This window comes from Priestia sp. SRI_019 (genome assembly GCF_057586255.1).
The window spans coordinates 882,678-900,231 of record NZ_JBYCZN010000002.1; the positions used below are offsets into that span (position 1 = coordinate 882,678).

General features: G+C 38.7%; 13 protein-coding genes. 1 reads left to right on the plus strand and 12 read right to left on the minus strand.

Going from position 1 to position 17,554, the window contains the following annotated elements:
* Positions 1-106: 106 nt before the first annotated feature.
* From AC2YJL_RS14795 to AC2YJL_RS14845, 11 genes are all read right to left on the minus strand, one after another.
* Positions 107-1,267, minus strand: coding sequence for a Ger(x)C family spore germination protein (locus tag AC2YJL_RS14795; protein ID WP_251567884.1), 1,161 nt, complete (start codon positions 1,265-1,267; stop codon positions 107-109).
* A complete protein-coding gene (locus AC2YJL_RS14800; protein ID WP_487374790.1) occupies positions 1,267-2,790 on the minus strand; it encodes a spore germination protein in 1,524 nt (507 codons plus the stop codon). The genes AC2YJL_RS14795 and AC2YJL_RS14800 overlap by 1 nt, the downstream gene beginning before the upstream one ends.
* The gene (locus AC2YJL_RS14805; RefSeq protein WP_251567883.1) at positions 2,777-3,874 is read right to left on the minus strand and encodes an endospore germination permease; all 1,098 of its coding nucleotides are present in this window, start codon (positions 3,872-3,874) and stop codon (positions 2,777-2,779) included. The genes AC2YJL_RS14800 and AC2YJL_RS14805 overlap by 14 nt, the downstream gene beginning before the upstream one ends.
* Positions 3,875-4,030: 156 nt before the next feature.
* Positions 4,031-4,603 carry an HTH-type transcriptional regulator Hpr gene (locus AC2YJL_RS14810; protein WP_230932424.1) on the minus strand — a complete coding sequence of 191 codons (573 nt, stop codon included), beginning with the start codon at positions 4,601-4,603 and terminating at the stop codon, positions 4,031-4,033.
* Positions 4,604-4,834: 231 nt separating this feature from the next.
* Positions 4,835-6,049, minus strand: a complete 1,215-nt coding sequence (locus tag AC2YJL_RS14815) for a cystathionine gamma-synthase family protein (protein ID WP_028408869.1) — start codon at positions 6,047-6,049, stop codon at positions 4,835-4,837.
* A 273-nt stretch (positions 6,050-6,322) separates the two neighbouring features.
* Positions 6,323-7,372 carry a 2,3-butanediol dehydrogenase gene (locus tag AC2YJL_RS14820; RefSeq protein WP_230932422.1) on the minus strand — a complete coding sequence of 350 codons (1,050 nt, stop codon included), beginning with the start codon at positions 7,370-7,372 and terminating at the stop codon, positions 6,323-6,325.
* 54 nt (positions 7,373-7,426) lie between these two features.
* On the minus strand, positions 7,427-9,304 hold the full coding sequence (locus tag AC2YJL_RS14825) for a sigma-54-dependent Fis family transcriptional regulator (protein ID WP_195694483.1): 1,878 nt from the start codon (positions 9,302-9,304) through the stop codon (positions 7,427-7,429).
* 264 nt (positions 9,305-9,568) lie between these two features.
* Entirely contained in the window at positions 9,569-10,948 is a 1,380-nt protein-coding gene (lpdA, locus tag AC2YJL_RS14830) for a dihydrolipoyl dehydrogenase (RefSeq protein ID WP_369360689.1), read from the minus strand.
* A 15-nt stretch (positions 10,949-10,963) separates the two neighbouring features.
* On the minus strand, positions 10,964-12,193 hold the full coding sequence (locus AC2YJL_RS14835) for a dihydrolipoamide acetyltransferase family protein (protein WP_369360691.1): 1,230 nt from the start codon (positions 12,191-12,193) through the stop codon (positions 10,964-10,966).
* 24 nt (positions 12,194-12,217) lie between these two features.
* Complete coding sequence (locus AC2YJL_RS14840) at positions 12,218-13,252, minus strand: alpha-ketoacid dehydrogenase subunit beta (protein ID WP_013082775.1); 1,035 nt, start codon at positions 13,250-13,252, stop codon at positions 12,218-12,220.
* A gap of 18 nt (positions 13,253-13,270) precedes the next feature.
* Entirely contained in the window at positions 13,271-14,263 is a 993-nt protein-coding gene (locus AC2YJL_RS14845) for a thiamine pyrophosphate-dependent dehydrogenase E1 component subunit alpha (RefSeq protein WP_439332241.1), read from the minus strand.
* A gap of 474 nt (positions 14,264-14,737) precedes the next feature.
* Between AC2YJL_RS14845 and AC2YJL_RS14850 the strand changes: the two genes are divergently transcribed.
* Positions 14,738-16,072: an ArsB/NhaD family transporter gene (locus tag AC2YJL_RS14850; protein ID WP_014460545.1), complete on the plus strand. Its 1,335-nt coding sequence runs from the start codon at positions 14,738-14,740 to the stop codon at positions 16,070-16,072.
* Between the two features lie 79 nt (positions 16,073-16,151).
* On the opposite strand, the gene AC2YJL_RS14855 is transcribed toward AC2YJL_RS14850, so the two are convergent.
* Complete coding sequence (locus tag AC2YJL_RS14855) at positions 16,152-17,528, minus strand: NCS2 family permease (RefSeq protein ID WP_195694491.1); 1,377 nt, start codon at positions 17,526-17,528, stop codon at positions 16,152-16,154.
* Positions 17,529-17,554: the final 26 nt, after the last annotated feature.

Consider the following 17,554-nt stretch of genomic DNA (forward strand, 5'->3'; position numbering starts at 1 on the left):
TCGATTTGTTCTTAGGTTGGTCTTTTCTATTTTATCTATTCCTCCACTTTTGTCCTTTGTTTAACGAGTTAACATTATCAGGTGAGATATGCAGGTTTTCAGTATTTTAATCTAAAGTCGCACCTATTCTCTGTTTGTTTCCGTGCTTAACCTGTACGTTGACCTTCACATTTATTGAGTCTTGTGTTAAAGGAATTGCCCCGTTGCTTTGAACAGCTTTCCATTTACGCAGTTCTTTTTTGTAAAGAACATGAGAAAGCCTGTAAACATCGCTGTTTATACTTAAGCCTCGCTCATACGTTTCAATAATTTGTTTCTTAATTTTCTGTTCAGCTTCTTTTTTTATAGTTGATAGTTTTTCGTCCTGCGGCATAACTAAAATCGTTGCTTTTGCCCGAACTTTTATATTAAATGTTAGATTACTACCTTTTATAACAGGTTCAATTTTTACTTTTTTCTTGTCTACCACAAGATCAATATCGGAATGATCAGGCAGCCTTACCCGTAAACCAGCTCGTACAAATTCATCCGTTATCCATCTAAGCCCTTTGATTTTATTCTCAGAAAAAACTCCTTTTAATTCAGATGATGTAATAGCCACTGCTCCGTTTACCTGAATAGCTGTTTCTCTTTTTTGATCCGTTGTTAAATGTTCTTTAGTCTCAACTAAAGGAATGTTTACTTCATGACTTGGTTCGTTAAGATGGATAATGAGCTCTCTTAAATCGATGGGTGGAATAAATGAGTTTTGCTTAAAAATCACTTTAGGATCGCTCAAGCGTGAAAGAGCGTTAGATACTTCGAACATAGGGGTAGCTAACAACGTTTTTTTCAAAGGGCTTTTTGTAGCATACATCCAGATGTTGTATCTCGTTTCCCGATAACGATCTAAAAAATCCACCGCAGATTTGACAGCGCCATGCTTTAACGCATCGTCTGTTAAAACAAGGAAAGCTAAGTGCCCAAAAAAGATTCTGCGCTGAGAAATTTGATAATACCTAAAAATAGCTTCATCAATGGTTTTTCCTGTTGCATAGCCAACTTCTACTTTGACTTGACCAGCGCCAGCACCGCTTGCCTCGGATTTTGCCAGTAAACTTAAATTGATTGTCTGCAGGTAGAGAACGTAACGATTATCTTTAAAATCTACCCCCATTCCCTGTGCGTATACCATTTGTTCCGGTTCATTCGTATCCCAGCACCCCGAAAGAAACAATAAAAAAGAGCTCATAACAAATATAAGTAAGTTCCTTATGGTTCTTTTCACTAACTTCCTCCTTCTTCGCGGGTGGAATCGCTTGGGTTAAGCATACTAGCTCTTGTAGCTTTTTTACTTTCGGGCAGGCGGAAGAGAGATTTTAAAATGTTTTTCGCGTCTAACCGGGTTGCTAATTCGAAATATGGCACACCAAACGTCCGAATGTTTGTAATATAAATCATGACTAAAAAGATGGATATAAAAAAGCCAAAAAAACCTAAAATGCTGACACAGATAATACTAAAAAAGCGGATCAGTGAAATGGTTCCTATAAGGGACTGATTTGCTAGCGTAAACGTAGCAATTGTAGAACCTGCAATGACAACAAGCATGGCGGGACTTGTTAAACCGGCTCTAATGGCTGCATCACCGATAATAAGCCCTCCGATTACACTGAGGGTCTGCCCGACGGAAGTCGGCAGTCTAAACCCTGCCTCTCGAAATAATTCAAATAAAAGAAGCATTAATATTGCCTCAAGAGAGGTAGGAAACGGGACACCTCTTCTTGCTTCAACAACCGTAGCCAACAGGCTGAGCGGAAGCTGATTTTGATGAAAAGCCGTCATTGCCACCCAAAAACTGGGCAAAAAAGCAGCGATAGAAAGCCCGAAGATTCGAAGAACACGCTCAAAAGAGCTGTATAAATATGTATTTTCTTTATCCTCAGATCCCTTTAATAAGTAAAAAAGGTTAATGGGTGTAACATACGCATATGAAGTTCCATCAATTAATATAATGAACCGGCCATTTAACAGAGATTGAACCGCAAAATCAGGTCTCCCTGTATAAGCGTGGCGAGGAAAAAAACTATACGGATTTTTATTAATGAGCTCTTCTAGCTGTGTTCCGCTGAAAATACCGTCTATATTGATATTCCCTAACTTCTTCATAATTTCGTCAAGTATCTTCTTGTCAGCTACGTCTTCCATGTATAAAATGCTTACTTTTGTTTTTGTTCGTTTTCCAATCTCTAAAGATTTTGTTAACAAGGAAACCGATTTAAGACGCTTCCGAATTAAAGCAATATTGACAGGTAAGTCTTCAATAAAATTATCTCTAGGACCCAATATGGTTACTTCATTTTTCGTTTCTTCTGGGCTTCTTTGAGGACGGTCCGAAATATCGATAGACACAACAGATTGTGGTGATCCAAAATCAATGAATAATTTCCCAGAAAAAATTTCTGAAACTGCCTGTTCTTCATCTTGAACGATAGAAACTGAGGGAAGATTTAATAATTTTATGATCTTGTCTCCTTCTACTTCCCCCTCTAGCTTAGCGCAGCATTCCTCTAATTTTTCAGGAATCATTTCATAGAGCATTTCCGTACTAACTAGACCGGTACAATAAATCATAAGCACTCGTTTGTTATAAAAATAAACGGTCTCAAAGTTAATATCGCTGCATTTTCCAAATAAATCTCTTAACGTACATTCATTGATTATCTGAGTACGAGAAGAGCTTTCTTTTAAAAGGCTTTCCGTCTCTTGTTTTTTAGAGCTGTCTCCTTTTTTCTTCTTAAAAAATTCCACTCTTATCCCTCCTTGTTTTATGAGAAAATAGAAAGACTATGACTACTAAGAAAAGAGAGAAAGCAACAAATAACCAGAAAGTAGCCGGTATGATTGTAAAAAATAAAAGATTTGAAAAAGCAAAGTCCGTTATAGGAGCCAGCGTACATACAGTGATAACCACTAAAACGAGTAAAAGAAACCTTTTTTGGCCTTTTTGAAACGGAACTAATTCTTTCATAATAAAAAGAAAGGTCGAAATGCGGATAAAGGTACCCGACAACCACTGATAAATAGATAGAAAGTCAATATGCTCTATAAACTTTCCAAGTGATGCAATTCCCCATTCTTCATAGGGAGGGAAACGTTGCTTAGAGGCTTCTACAGGGCCAAATTCAGTAATTGCTCCAATGAGAGGCCCAATCGTAAGGCCTGTTAAGAGAATTGCAGCCACCGCTAAATGCTTATAGCGTATAGGCTGCGGTACTTTGTGCTGCAAAAAAAGCAGCAGCAGCAGCTCTACCATCCCCGATCCTTGAAATACAATACTTTTAATAACAGGAAAATAGCCATTTTCTAAAACTGGCTGCAATAAAGAATAATCTTTAAATTGAAAGTTTGTAAAAGAAACAAAGAAACCTAATAGTACAATAAAAAATAAAAGAAATACGTTTACAATGCTAATCGTTCTAATACTCGTAGCGGCAAGTAAGCAACAGGTAAAACCAAATAGTAAAACGAGGATAATTAAAGGTGTTCGCTGAAGAAAAATAATATTAATCCACGTAATTGTCTCTCGTAAAGTGACGATCTCCATAATGGTCAAATAAGCAATTGTAAAAAAAATAACGACATTGGTAAATGACTTATTCATATGTTTTTTCATCCATTGAAAAAGATGTTCGCCTTTTGTTTTTTTATTTACATATACGAGTAAAGGAACCCATATGAGCGTTAAAAGACAAGTAAGAAGAACGGTAATCCAAGCATCTCGTCCTGCCGTTTTAATTAATGGAGATATGAGCATCACATGAGTTTTTAAGCCAATAAACGTCATTGAAAGAAGGATCAATTGAAAAACAGAAATTGAGTCTGACTTATTCATGGTAATCACTCCGTCTCTTCAGAAAATTTACTACTGGTAGCTTATCCTAAATTTCTCATAATATAATAGAGAATCATTATTCCAAAAATAAAAAAGAGCTGTTTTATACGTCGTATTTCTCACGTATAAAACAGCTCCGCCTGTTATTCACTGCGTTCAATTACTAGTTAGCTGGACTTCTTTCTTATCTTCATTTTCTTCTATTCCCTCTTCTTCTATATTCACAAAAGGTTGGTCAGCAACGGTCACTAGCTCGCCGCCGCAAACGTGGCGAACAACGGTTACGAGCTCTGGAAAATCGGGAAATTTGCCGTATAACGTTTTTAAAGGAAGTGCGCCTTTGCACACCTTACTGTTATGTGGTTCATACCCTTTGAGCGTATCAAGTAATAATTGTTCTCCGCTTTCAGTTAATTTGATGTAGGTGTTTCTTTTATCATTTTCTCTTTTGGACAAATGCAGATATCCTTGATTTTCTAATTTTTTCGAAAAATTAAACGCTGTAGAGATATGCATAGCTCCTAAATGAGCTAACTCTGACATCGAGATTTCTCCCGTGCTGCTAGCCAAACATAAAATATGATGCTCATTTACATTTAGACCATAAGGTTTCACCCATTGCTCCCAGTCATCTTCTGCAGCTCTCCAGATGGCTTTACTTACCTGCATTAATTTGAATCCAAACAATGATGCATCTTTTATTGTGTATTCACTTTCTTGTTTCGACATACTATCATTCCTTATTTGTAGGCTATTGTAAGTTAGTTTATTTTTAAAGCGTGTAAAAACATTTTATTTCATCTAATTTATCAGCATACCTACAAAATCAGACGAAAAAATACACGTGCAGTTTAATTTATCAGCTTTATTCCACAACATCTCTGCAATTTTGAAGAAATGTCTACCAGCTAAAAAGAGTTGCTTATCTTATTTTTATTTAAAAAAGTAATACATGTCTTTTTAATTACTAATAGATGATGCGGATTCTAAGTGAGCAAATGCTTGCTCTAAGTCTGCAATTAAATCTTCCGTATCTTCAATTCCTACAGATATGCGAACCAGTCCTTCGGATATTCCAAGAGCTTTACGTTCTTCAAGCGTACATTCTACGTGACTAGTCGTTCTTGCCGGGCCGTAAATCGTTTCAACCGCTCCTAAATTGCCGGCTTTATTTGCATACGTTAACTTTGGCAGCAAAATTTTAATAGCTTCCATTTCTCCTTTTAAAACAAAGCTTAATATTCCGCCAAAGCCTTTCATTTGTTTTTTGGCAATATGATGATGAGGGTGTGTTTCCAATCCAGGATAATAGACGGCTTCAACAGCTTCTTTCTTTTGAAGAAATTTAGCAATTTCCAAAGCGCTTCGTTCTTGTTGACGTATACGTAATTTTAACGTTTTCATTCCTCTTAAAATAAGATACGCTGACATGGGATCCATGGTCGCGCCATTGATCTCACGGTAGTGATACACCTGCTGCATTAATTCTTTAGAGCCGCATACTGCCCCTCCTAAGGCATCCGCATGTCCGCTTAAAAATTTTGTTGCGCTGTGAATGACAAGATCTACCCCTAATTGAAGAGGGTTTTGATTAATGGGTGTCGCAAACGTATTATCAATAATGACGACTGCCCCTACTGCTTTTCCTGCTTTTGCTATTCTTTCAATATCAATAATTTTCATCGTAGGATTTGTAGGTGATTCTAAATATAGCACTTTACATCCTTTATTTACTTCCGCTTCAATTTCTTCATGATTTCCCGTATTGCATAAGGTTACATCAACTCCGATGTTAGGAAGGAACTCGGTGAAGATTTTATTTGTTCCTCCATATGTATCTTTTACAGATACGACGCGGTCTCCCGGTTTTAAAAACGTGTATAATGTGCTGCTAATAGCCGCCATGCCGGAGGAAAATGCGACCGCTTCTTCTGCTTCTTCAAGTATCCTTACTTTTTCTTCAAAAGCTTTAACCGTAGGATTACTCATGCGATTATACGTATATCCTGGTTTGTTTCCTAACGCAACTTCTTGCCATTCGTCTACATCATCATAATTGTAAGCTACGCTGAAGACGACAGGAACTTGGGTGGCATTGTAAGCAAGCGATTCTTTTTCTCCTGCCCATACCGCTTTTGTTCCGTCTTGTACATTTCTAAACTGTTTGTCTGTCATTCACTCATCACCTCTGATTTTATTAATTAGATTATATATTGTATACAATATACTGTATATAGTACAGAATAATCTGATAATAAAACAGCCATATTTACCTTATTACATTTAAAGAGGTTGAGATATAACGAAATAAATCCAATCAACTGCTAGAAGTACTTAAACAATCGAACCTACGATTAACATAACAAAAAAATGAACCGCTAATCAAAAATCTTGATCAGTGGTTCATTTTTTACTTCATCTAAAATACTTTTGTCCCAGCCTCTTTTTTTATTCGGCTTTCACTAAAATTTTCACCTGTTCTTTTTCTTTTAACAATGTCTCAAAACCTTCTTCAATCACCTGTTCTAGTTTAATACGTTTTGTCACCAATTTATCAGCAGAAAAATAGCCTTTTGCCATTAAACTAATAACCGCTGGAAATACATCGCGGTAGCCAATAATACCTGTTACTGTACGCTCTTGTAAAACGATTGTTTGGGGATGAATGGACGCTTCTTTTTCAAATATACTAACAATCATTGTCTCTCCGCCACTTTTGGTAGAATTAATGGCTTGAGTTAAAACTAAGGGAACACTTGTCACTTCATAGGAAACCTCTACACCTCCGCCTGTGCGCTTATGTACTTCTGCTACGGGGTCGTATTCTTGCGGGTTAATGGCAATCGCCCCAAGTTCTTCAGCTTTCTGTCTGCGCTGTTCCGATAGTTCAATCGCATAAATTTCAGATGCACCCGATGCTTTCAACGCTTCAATAACTAACAAACCGATTGGCCCCGTCCCAAATACAGCGGCTTTATCTCCTACCTTTAGTTTGCTTTGACGCACAGCATGAAGAGCCACAGCTGAAGGCTCTACGAGAGCTCCTTGCTCGTAAGACACCGTTTCCGGTATTTTATGAATCATCTCTACGGGTACAGAGGCATACTCAGAAAAACCTCCGCCCCCTCCTGCAAGACCATAAAACCCCATTTTATTACAAAGATTATACTTTCCTTGTTTACAGCCTTCACACTCTCCGCATGCATAGATAGGTTCTACCACTACTCTGTCTCCGACTTTTACATTGGTAATACATTCTCCGATTTCTACAACTTGTCCAGAAAATTCATGACCCAGCACAACCGGTGCTTTATCTTTGCTTAATGGATGAGGTTCTTCTGTAGGAATAAAAATGGGTCCTGCCGTGTACTCATGCAAATCACTTCCGCAAATTCCACACCATTCTACTTTAATTTTCACTTTCCCTTGAGAGACGGTAGGTTCTGAAATATGTTCTAACCTTACATCTTTAACGCCATGCCATCTTAATGCTTTCATTCTACTCAGCTCCTATCCTTATTTAAAAATTTAAAACAGCTACAAACTTTAAGCTTACAAATTGAATTTTTTTAATCTGTTGTAAAATGTACTTCTTGGTATATCCAACAGCTTAGCGGCAAGTGACACATTTCCCTGCGTTTTACGTAAAGCATCCATCATTAAGTCTTTTTGAACTTTTTCACGAAATGTGAGTGCGGGTAAGGACGTAAAATCATTTTCTTCTATTTCTTGTGAAGTATCAAAGTGGGAGATGCTTTTCTGACTGCCAAGATTTAAAGAACTTAAATAATTCAATACCTTCTCTTTTTCTACTTCCGTGTTTAGTGAGATTTTCAAGCGTTCAAGTACATTAAATAATTCTCGAATATTGCCGGGCCACTGGTAATCTATTAATTTATCCACTAATTCTTTAGGGAAATTCATATTCCAATCATTTTTTTGACAAAAGTAGCGCATCAGATGTGGAATATCTTCTTTCCTTTCTCGCAAAGGCGGAACATGCACGGGATACACGTGAAGCCGGTAATATAAATCTTCTCGAAACTTCCCTTCACTGACAAGCTGACGAAGATCTCGATGAGTAGCGGTAATAATCCGGATGTCTACCGGAATTTCCTGATTGCTTCCAACAGGCGTTATCTTGCGCTCTTGCAGTACTCTTAGTAAAGAAACCTGCATAGAATGAGGAAGCTCACCTATTTCATCAAGAAAAATCGTACCGTGATTAGCCTGCTCAAACTTTCCTTGATATCCTTGACGCCGTGCTCCTGTAAATGCTCCTTCTGCATAGCCAAATAATTCACTTTCCATAAGTTCCTTCGGAATGGCACCACAATTAAGAGCAATAAAAGGCCCGTTTTTACGCGAGCTGTTTTCATGAATTGTTTCAGCTATTACTTCTTTTCCGGTACCTGTTTCACCTAAAACATAGACAGTTGTATCCGTAGGAGCCGCATGCTTTATTTCTTCTAGTGTTTGCTGAAAGGAACGGCTTATGCCCGCTTCTCCTTTAAAAGAAAATGATTGAGCAGGGATCTGTGTAGCAGTTTGGTTATGGTGCGCTTCTTCTGATAGATAAATAATCTTTCCAATAGAATGACCGTGTCTTTTTGAAATTACAGGCACTTCCATCACTATACGAAATCCCTGTTGTACAATCGTATTTAACTGCAGGCCTGACCATTTTGGTATACATTCTCGTACGGTTTTGCTTGCTCCCACAATCACTTCTTTGTAATTGCAAAGCAGCAAGAGCTGCTTGCTATCGACGAAATTCATAGAAGCATGAACCAACTCAATTTCGTCTTTGTGCATTCGAATGCTTAACTCCCGTTCAATTGTATATGCAATGGACGTAACCATTCCAAGTGTATAAGGGTGAGCTCTGTTTACAGGACAAGAAATATTAATAATCCCAATTAAATTTCCGTCGTCATTTCGAACAGGCGCTGCCGAACAGCTCCATTGATGCGAAGCAATTGAATAATGTTCTGTACCCGTTATCATAATGGGCTCTTCCGTTTGCAGAGCCGTACCGATTGCATTTGTGCCTACTTCTTTTTCTGTCCAACAGGCACCTTCCACAAAATTAATTTTCCTTGCTTCATTCAGTGTAAGTCTATTTCCTGTAATAGATAAAATATAGCCTTCTGGGTCAATTAATAAAGCAACCATTCCTAAGTCCGCCGCTGATTGTCTGATTCTTTCTAAATGCGGCAAAGCCGTCTCAAGAAATAAAGAGTTCATTTGTTTTCGAGAATGAAAAGCTTCGGTTTTTAAAATCGATCTGCCTTTATCTAGGTAAGGATTAACATCTGCGCTTTTACAGCGGTGCCACGATTTCACAATGATGTCGTTTAACCTTGAAGATTCAAGTGCTCCTTCGTTTACAAAACGTTTCCATGTGTTTAAAGAAAGTGTGGATTCCATTTCTTACCTCTCCCCTATAAACTTAATTGAATATAGTAAATCAAGGCTTGTTACTATTATTATAAACCACAAAGAAAACGTTATCATTACTAAAGAGAGATTCTTAAACTTACGTTATGTAAAAAGTATAGAAAAACTAGACGAGGATGCAGGAAAACTCCTATCGCTCTTGCATGATTCCTTCATCCTCTAGTTTATCTTTTTAAGCCCTTCATTTTTACTTTTCATTCTTAAAGGGCTTAATCACTTAGGGTATTTGTATAGTTAAGAGTGAACGGCCTGACCCGCTGACTGCAAAAGAGCTTCGTGAATGGCTTCAGATAACGTAGGATGGGCAGCGATAAAGTCTTCCATTATATCTGTAGTCAACTCTCCGTGCATCATAATGGTTCCTTGGCCAATTAATTCTGTAGCATGTGAACCTACAATGGAAAGCCCAATAATTTCATTAAACTGCGGTTCTACGATTACCTTCACTTTTCCAACGGACTCATTGGCAATCATTGCTTTACCATTTGCCGTAAACGAGAATTCTCCGATGCGAATATCGCCGTATTCGCTTCGAGCCTGCTTTTCTGTCATACCGACACTTGCAATTTCAGGGTGAGTATAAATGCAACGGGGCACAGCTCGATAATTTACGCTCTTATCTTTTCCACATGCGTGTAAACCGGCAACTGTGCCTTCATGAAAGGCGACATGAGCAAGCTGAATTCCGCCAACTACATCTCCACAAGCATAGATGTTAGGTATATTCGTTTGCATATGCTCATTAACATCAATTCCTTGTTTTGAAAAATGTACGCCAACCTGTTCTAAACCTAAACCTAGCACTCTAGGTTTTCTTCCAATTGAAATTAATGCATACTCAGCCTGCAGTTCATGCAGCTCTTCTTTATGTTTAAATAGAGCTGTTTTATCTTTTGGCTGCATTTCTGTTAGCGAAGAGGATGTATAAATTGTCACGCCTTTTTTCTCTAATTCTTCCTGTAACGTAAATGCGATGTCGGCATCTTCACCAGGAAGCAGCTGGTCTGCCGCTTCCACAATTGTTACTTTTGTTCCCATTTGGCTGTAAATGCTTGCAAATTCACATCCAATTACACCCCCTCCTACTATTAAAAGAGATGAAGGGATAGCAGGCAGCGACATTGCTTGTTTACTGTGAATGATCCACTCTCCATCAAAAGGAGCAAATGGCAGGCTAGCAGGTTCTGAACCCGCAGCAATAATAAACTGTTCAGCCTCTATCTCTTCTACGTGATTTTCGTTTCGCACGGATAGACAATGATTTGTCAAAAAAGAAGCTTCTCCTTTTATGACTTTAATACTGTTCTTTTTCATCAAATAGCCAATTCCCCTGACCAAGTTTTTTACAATGGCTGTTTTATGATGCTGAACGCCATCCCAGTTAATTTTCACTCGTTCTAAAGGAAGAGTGATGCCTAATTGCTCAGCTTTCTTAATTTTCTCATAGGCTTCCGCGCTTGCTAATAGCGACTTTGTTGGCATACAGCCCTCATTTAAACAGGTTCCACCTAAATCTTTTTGTTCGATTAACGTAACTTGTTTTCCTTGCCGGGCGGCAGTGATTGCCGCCACATATCCTGCTGGACCGCCGCCAATGACAACTAAAGGTTTCACGGAATGCACCCCTTTCTATAAGAGTAGTAAAATAGGCTGTTCTAAGTATTGTTTAATGGTTCCAAGGAAATTAGCTGCAGGTGCTCCGTCCAGTACGCGATGATCAAACGTCAGGCTTAAAGGCAGCAAGTTTCTTTTTTGTAATTCGTCTCCTTTATACATCGGTACATCTTCAGTAGCTCCAACACCAAGAATTCCTGTTTCAGGCGGGTTTAATACAGGTGTAAAATACTCTACTCCGTAAGCACCGAGATTAGTAATAGTGAATGTAGAACCTTGCATTCTATCAGTGCTCAGCTGACCTTGCCGAGCATCTGCTGCTCGGGTTTTGATCTCTGCAGCTAATTCAACTAACGACATCTTTTCAGCATGCTGCATAACTGGAACAACTAACCCATTTTCTAAAGCTACGGCCATTCCAAGATGAACATGGTTATAGAGTTGAATTTCGTTATCAATATAGGCACTGTTCATTTGTTTGTGTTCTTGAAGTGAAAGAACAACAGCGCGAGCAATAAAATCAGTTAGAGAGATTTTCACCTTATGGCGTTGCTGAGTCACATCTTTAATTTCTCGTTGAAGAGACAGTAAATCCGTCACGTCAGCTTTCATATTAATCGTTAATTGGGCACTGTTTAATAAACTGTTATGCATTCGACTTGCAATGACTTTCCTCATGCCCGCTAAGGGAAGCGTTTCTTTGTTTATAGCGGGGTTATCTCTTTCTGCCGGTGGGTGACTCGCTTCTGAAGCTCTTTCCGCCAGCACTTTCTCTACGTCTGCTTTGGTGATTCTTCCTTTTGGTCCTGTGCCTTTAATCGTTTCAACATTAAGGTTTTCAGATTCTGCTATTTTCCGTGCAATTGGCGAAATGCGCACAGTTTCTTTATTCTTTTTTGATGGAGCTGCGTTTGCTGGTGGCTCTTCTAAAGAGGTAGCAGCCGCTACCTCGTTTTTAGGCGCTTGCAGCTCATTTGCTGAACGGTTCTGCTCAGTGAGCTGCTCGTTTGGCTTTCCAACATAACAGATAATCGTTCCAGGAGGCACTCCTACATCTTCTTGCACAAGGATATCAAGAATCACACCGTCCTGCGGCGCTTCAATATCCATTTCGATTTTTTCAGAATTAATGCTTGCAATCATATCTCCTTTTGAAACGGAGTCTCCAACTTTTTTGTTCCACGTCGAAACGGTTCCTTCTTTCATTGCCATCCCTAGTTTTGGCATTACAACCTCTGCAGCCATTTGCTTCCTCCTCCTTTTCTTTACTTACACACTTAGAAGCGATTTATCTCCTAGTAACTCCGATACAACTTCAATTACTTTTTGTGGTGTTGGCAGATAAATATCTTCTAATGGAGGTGAAAATGGCACAGGTGTATGCGGTGCTGTAATTCGTTTAATAGGTGCATCAAGCATGTCAAATCCTTTATCAGCAACTAGCGCAGCAATATCTGTTGCGATGCTGCATCTTGGATTGGCTTCGTCAATGACAATTAATCGATTCGTTTTTTCTACAGAAGAAAGAATGGTCTCTTCATCAAAAGGTGATAGACTTCGCGGATCGACTACTTCTACATCAATTCCCTTGTGAGACAATTGATCTGCTGCTGTAAGTGCAGTATTTACTTGTTTTCCAATGGCTACAATGGTTAAATCTGTTCCTTCGCGTTTCACGTCAGCTTTCCCTAGCGGAATTGTATAGTAGCCTTCAGGAACCTCTCCTTTCATGTTGTACAATGTTTTGTCTTCAAAAAAGATAACCGGATCATTGTCTTCAATAGCTGCTAACAATAACCCTTTTGCATCGTAAGGGTTAGAAGGTACGACTACTTTAATGCCAGGAATGCTAGTAAACAAGGCGTACAAGCTCTGAGAGTGCTGAGCTGCAGCCCTAAATCCAGCTCCATGGGTTGTCCGAATCGTGACGGGCACTTCAGCTTTTCCTCCGAACATGTATCTAAATTTCGCCCCTTGATTCAGCACTTGATCTAAACAGCAGCCAATAAAGTCATTAAACATTAATTCTGCAACCGGCCTTAACCCTGTAGCTGCCGCTCCCATTGCAGCTCCTATATAAGCTGCTTCTGAAATAGGCGTATCAAGAATTCGTTCACGTCCAAATTCTTGCACAAGCCCCTTTGTGACTCCAAGGACCCCGCCCCACGCCTCATCATCTTGCAGATGGTCAATTTCCGCTCCGCCAGCTACATCTTCTCCCAAAAGAATTACATTCTCATCTTTTCGCATCGCCAGTTTCATTGCTTCATTAATAGCTTCAGACATGCTTAATTTTCTAGTCATTTTCTTTTCCCCCTTTAATTAGTAAGATACATAAACATCCGTTAATAGTTCCGAAGCATCAGGATAATCGCTTGTTTCTGCTAGCTTAACTGCACGTTTTACTGCTTTTTCTACTTCACCTTCAATGTCTCTAAGCTCTTGTTCTGTTACTACTTGTTCTGAAAGCAAGTAATTTTCAAAAAGAGCGATCGCATCTTTTTCCTGGAGATGTTCTTTCTTTTCATTTCCTGATTTATACGTTTGTGCGTCACCTTCAAAATGTCCGTAATTTCGATACGTTACACATTCAATTAACGTTGGCCCTTCCCCTCTGCGGGCTCGTTGAATAGCTTCTGCAGCTGCTTCATAAACTGCCATCACGTCTTTTCCATCCACTCGTACCCCAGGAATGTTATAAGATGCGGCACGGTCTGCAATCGCACTGCAGCTCGAAGCATAAGAAAATGGAGTTGCCTCTCCGTAGCCATTATTTTCAGCAACAAAAACAACCGGCAGTTTCCAAATGGCTGCTAAGTTAATTCCTTCATGAAACGTCCCTTCATTGCCCGCTCCGTCTCCAAAAAAGCAAACGCTTACATCTTTTGTCTTTTTATACTTAGCAGTTAAAGCAGAACCGCATGCAAGCGGGAAGCCTCCTCCTACAATGCCATTTGCTCCTAAAATTCCTTTATCTAAATCTGCGATATGCATAGATCCGCCTTTTCCTTTGCCTAACCCGGTTACCTTTCCAAAAAGCTCAGCCATCATTCCATCTAAATCGCCGCCTTTCGCAATACAATGACCGTGTCCGCGATGAGTGCTCGTAATACTGTCACTGTCATTAAGATGAGCGCACATTCCAACCGCTACCGCTTCTTCACCTGCATACAGATGAACAAAACCAGGCAGTACACCTTTTGCAAAAATTTGATGTACTTCATCTTCAAATTTTCGAATTTCTACCATTTTCTGATACATCCAGCTGGCTTTTTCTTTCGTAAGCTTTTCTGTTTTGTTTTGAGCAGTTTTCATTATGGTAAGCCTCCTCATTTGATTATCAAACTTCACTTAACTACTATTGCAAGTACCGTGCCAATAGTAAAATCGCTTTATACTAGCAATCTATTGTTGGATTTGGCCTCATAAAGTTAGACAAAGTTGGACGCTGTTCCAACTTTGTCTAACTTTGTCCAATCTTAGGGAAACCAATTATGTAAACTGAATTTAAGGTGCATAATAAGTGTGCAGGAGGAAAATCGCATTGAATAATCAATAAGAAAGCTTTTATATAAATATGATATAATGCTGAAGGAATCGTCTTCATTTTGAGGGATACTAAAGCTTTTAAAGGAGGTTGGTTAAAGCAAAACGGGCTTTATAGAAGTTTTACCGTAAAGTTGGATGTAAATTAAACGATGAAAGATGAGGTGAAAACCTGGAAAACATCCAAAGTTTTTGTCATCTACACTTCGTGATGTCTAGATGACATATCGCCAGGTTACTGTTATGCACAATGCAATTCAACACATTACAAGTTTTCATGTATACGCAGCCATTATTATATTTATCATTACATATTTTTTGATTATGACCGAAAAGATCAATCGCGCTTCGGCAGCTCTTTTAGGCGCTATATTGATGATTTTGTTAGGTATTGTTGACTTTAATAAGGCCATTATGGAACACATTCAGTGGGAAACGATTGTCCTTCTTATGGGTATGATGATTTTAGTCGGCATTACAAACAAAACAGGCGTGTTTCAATACGCAGCCATCAAGTCTGCTAAAATCGCTAAAGGTGACCCTGTTCGAATTCTAGTTATTTTATCAATCTTAACAGGCGTCGGATCAGCATTTTTAGACAATGTGACAACCGTGTTATTAATTGTTCCCGTTACATTTTCCATCACTACTATTTTGAATATTAATCCTTTTCCATTTCTTATATCAGAAGTGCTGTTTTCAAATATTGGAGGAACGGCAACTTTAATAGGCGACCCGCCTAATATCATGATTGGGGCAGCGAATCCTCATCTTGATTTTAACGCTTTTTTATTAAATTTAGCTCCTGCAGTACTAATTATCGGTGTTGTTACACTAGGAATTCTTGTTCTTATTTATCGTAAAAAATTAAAAGTAGAAGATAGTAAAAAACAAGAGCTAATGAGTTTAAATGAAAAAGATTATATTCAAGATTCCGCTTTAATGAAAAAATCGTTAACGGTATTAGTATTAACGATTCTAGGTTTTACCCTGCACTCGGTTTTACATATCGATGCAGCTATGGTAGCCATTACGGGTGCAGCTGTATTATTGGTAATTGGATTACGAACTCATGATGAAGTAGAAAGTGCGTTTGATTCTGTTGAATGGACAACCATTATTTTCTTTGCTGGTTTATTTATTCTTGTCGGAGGATTAATCGATGTAGGCATTATTAAAAAGCTGGCTGCCGGCGCGTTGAACGTTACAGACGGCAATATCGCACTGTCAGCCTATCTCATTTTGTGGATTAGCGGAATTGCCTCAGCTGTTATTGACAACATTCCTTTTGTTGCTACAATGATTCCGCTTATTCAAGATATGGCTCATGGAATGGGAATGAGTCCTGATTCTGCTCAAATCAGTGTACTATGGTGGTCACTGGCTCTAGGAGCATGTTTGGGAGGAAATGGTACGTTAATTGGAGCGTCTGCCAATGTAATTGTAGCTGGCATGGCTGTAAAAAAAGGACATAAATTTTCGTTTATGGATTTTTTGAAAATTGGAGCTCCAATCACGCTCGTATCTCTTTTAATTTCAACGTTATATATCTTCCTTCGCTATCTTTTATTTCTGTAAGGGAAGAAAAATTAAAATCTACGCGAACAGTAAAAAAGACTTCTCAGCTGAGAAGTCTTTTTTACTGTAAATACATGCCTCAAGCAGCCCAGACGAAGTTGATAATAAAAGCAGCGCTAATGATGTACATAATCCAGTGAATTTCCTTTGCCCTGCCGGCTAATAATTTAACGAATGTATAAGATAAAAACCCTAGCGCTAAGCCTTCGCCGATACTAAACGTTAACGGCATCAAAATAATGGTACAAAAAGCAGGCACAGCATCTGTTATCTCGTCTAAAGGGATGTTTTTGATTTCCGTTAACATGAGAGCTCCAACCATAATTAAAATAGGCGCTGTAGCAAAAGCAGGAATAATGCTAATTAATGGCGTAAATAAAAGACTCACTAAAAACAACATGGCAACGACCAGTGCTTTAAGGCCTGTTTTGCCTCCTTCTGCAATTCCCGCAGCATTTTCTACATACGCGTTCATTGCGGTAGATCCCATAGCAGCACTGGCTACTGTCGCAAGAGAATCTGCCATGAGCGCTTTATCTAACCCTTTAATTTCTCCTTTTTCATCCATTAATCCAGCTTTTTTAGATAATCCAATCATCGATCCTAAATTATCAAATAGCTCCACAAGTGTAAATGAAAAAATAATAGAAAAAAGACCGTAATGAAGAGCTGATTTAATATCCATTTGTAAAAAAGTTTCTGACATGCTCGGCATTGAAAATGACACAACGCTGCTAATGCTTTTAGGTGCTTCTACTATGCCCAGCACCATCCCGCCAATTGATACTAGCAAAATGCTAATCAGGGCAGCTCCTTTAATTTTTCGAGCAGTTAATACAGTTACCGCGATAAAACCTAATAAAGCAAGTAATGGACCCGGTTTTGTAAGCTGACCAAGGGCTACTAAATTTTCTTTGTTGCTTACAATAATTCCTGCTTGCTTAAAACCGATAAAAGCAATAAATAGACCGATTCCCACAGAAATAGCACTTTTTAAAATAGCGGGTATCCCTTCAATAATCTTCTTGCGTAAGCCCGTTATGGTTAAAATAAAAAATACAACGCCTGAAATAAATACGGCTCCTAAACCTGTTTGCCACGTTAGCCCTTCACCCAATACCACTGTATACGTAAAAAAAGCGTTCAGCCCCATTCCTGGTGCTACTGCAATAGGCATGTTCGCCCATAATGCAAACAAAAGAGTAGCAAAGACAGTGGCAAAAATCGTCGCTGCAATTGCCGCTTCTTTTGGAATGCCTGCATCTGCTAAAATCGTCGGATTAACAAAGATAATATAGCTCATCGTCACAAAAGTAGTAATTCCAGCAAGAATTTCTGTTTTTACATCTGTTTTACGTTTGGTTAAATGAAACAGCTTATCCAACCATGAAGGGTTAGGTGCTGATTTTTTTATTAGTTCCATATGCTGAGCTTCAACTTTTTCATTCATCGCCACTTACTTTTCACTCCTTTAATTTTCGA

Excerpts from the sequence above, each read along its gene's own strand:
- AC2YJL_RS14845 (WP_439332241.1), bottom strand. The coding sequence starts at position 14,263 with ATGAAAACTGCTCAAAACAAAACAGAAAAGCTTACGAAAGAAAAAGCC.
- AC2YJL_RS14820 (WP_230932422.1), bottom strand. The coding sequence starts at position 7,372 with ATGAAAGCATTAAGATGGCATGGCGTTAAAGATGTAAGGTTAGAACAT.
- AC2YJL_RS14810 (WP_230932424.1), bottom strand. The coding sequence starts at position 4,603 with ATGTCGAAACAAGAAAGTGAATACACAATAAAAGATGCATCATTGTTT.
- AC2YJL_RS14805 (WP_251567883.1), bottom strand. The coding sequence starts at position 3,874 with ATGAATAAGTCAGACTCAATTTCTGTTTTTCAATTGATCCTTCTTTCA.
- AC2YJL_RS14835 (WP_369360691.1), bottom strand. The coding sequence starts at position 12,193 with ATGGCTGCAGAGGTTGTAATGCCAAAACTAGGGATGGCAATGAAAGAA.
- AC2YJL_RS14840 (WP_013082775.1), bottom strand. The coding sequence starts at position 13,252 with ATGACTAGAAAATTAAGCATGTCTGAAGCTATTAATGAAGCAATGAAA.
- AC2YJL_RS14850 (WP_014460545.1), top strand. The coding sequence starts at position 14,738 with ATGCACAATGCAATTCAACACATTACAAGTTTTCATGTATACGCAGCC.
- AC2YJL_RS14815 (WP_028408869.1), bottom strand. The coding sequence starts at position 6,049 with ATGACAGACAAACAGTTTAGAAATGTACAAGACGGAACAAAAGCGGTA.
- AC2YJL_RS14825 (WP_195694483.1), bottom strand. The coding sequence starts at position 9,304 with ATGGAATCCACACTTTCTTTAAACACATGGAAACGTTTTGTAAACGAA.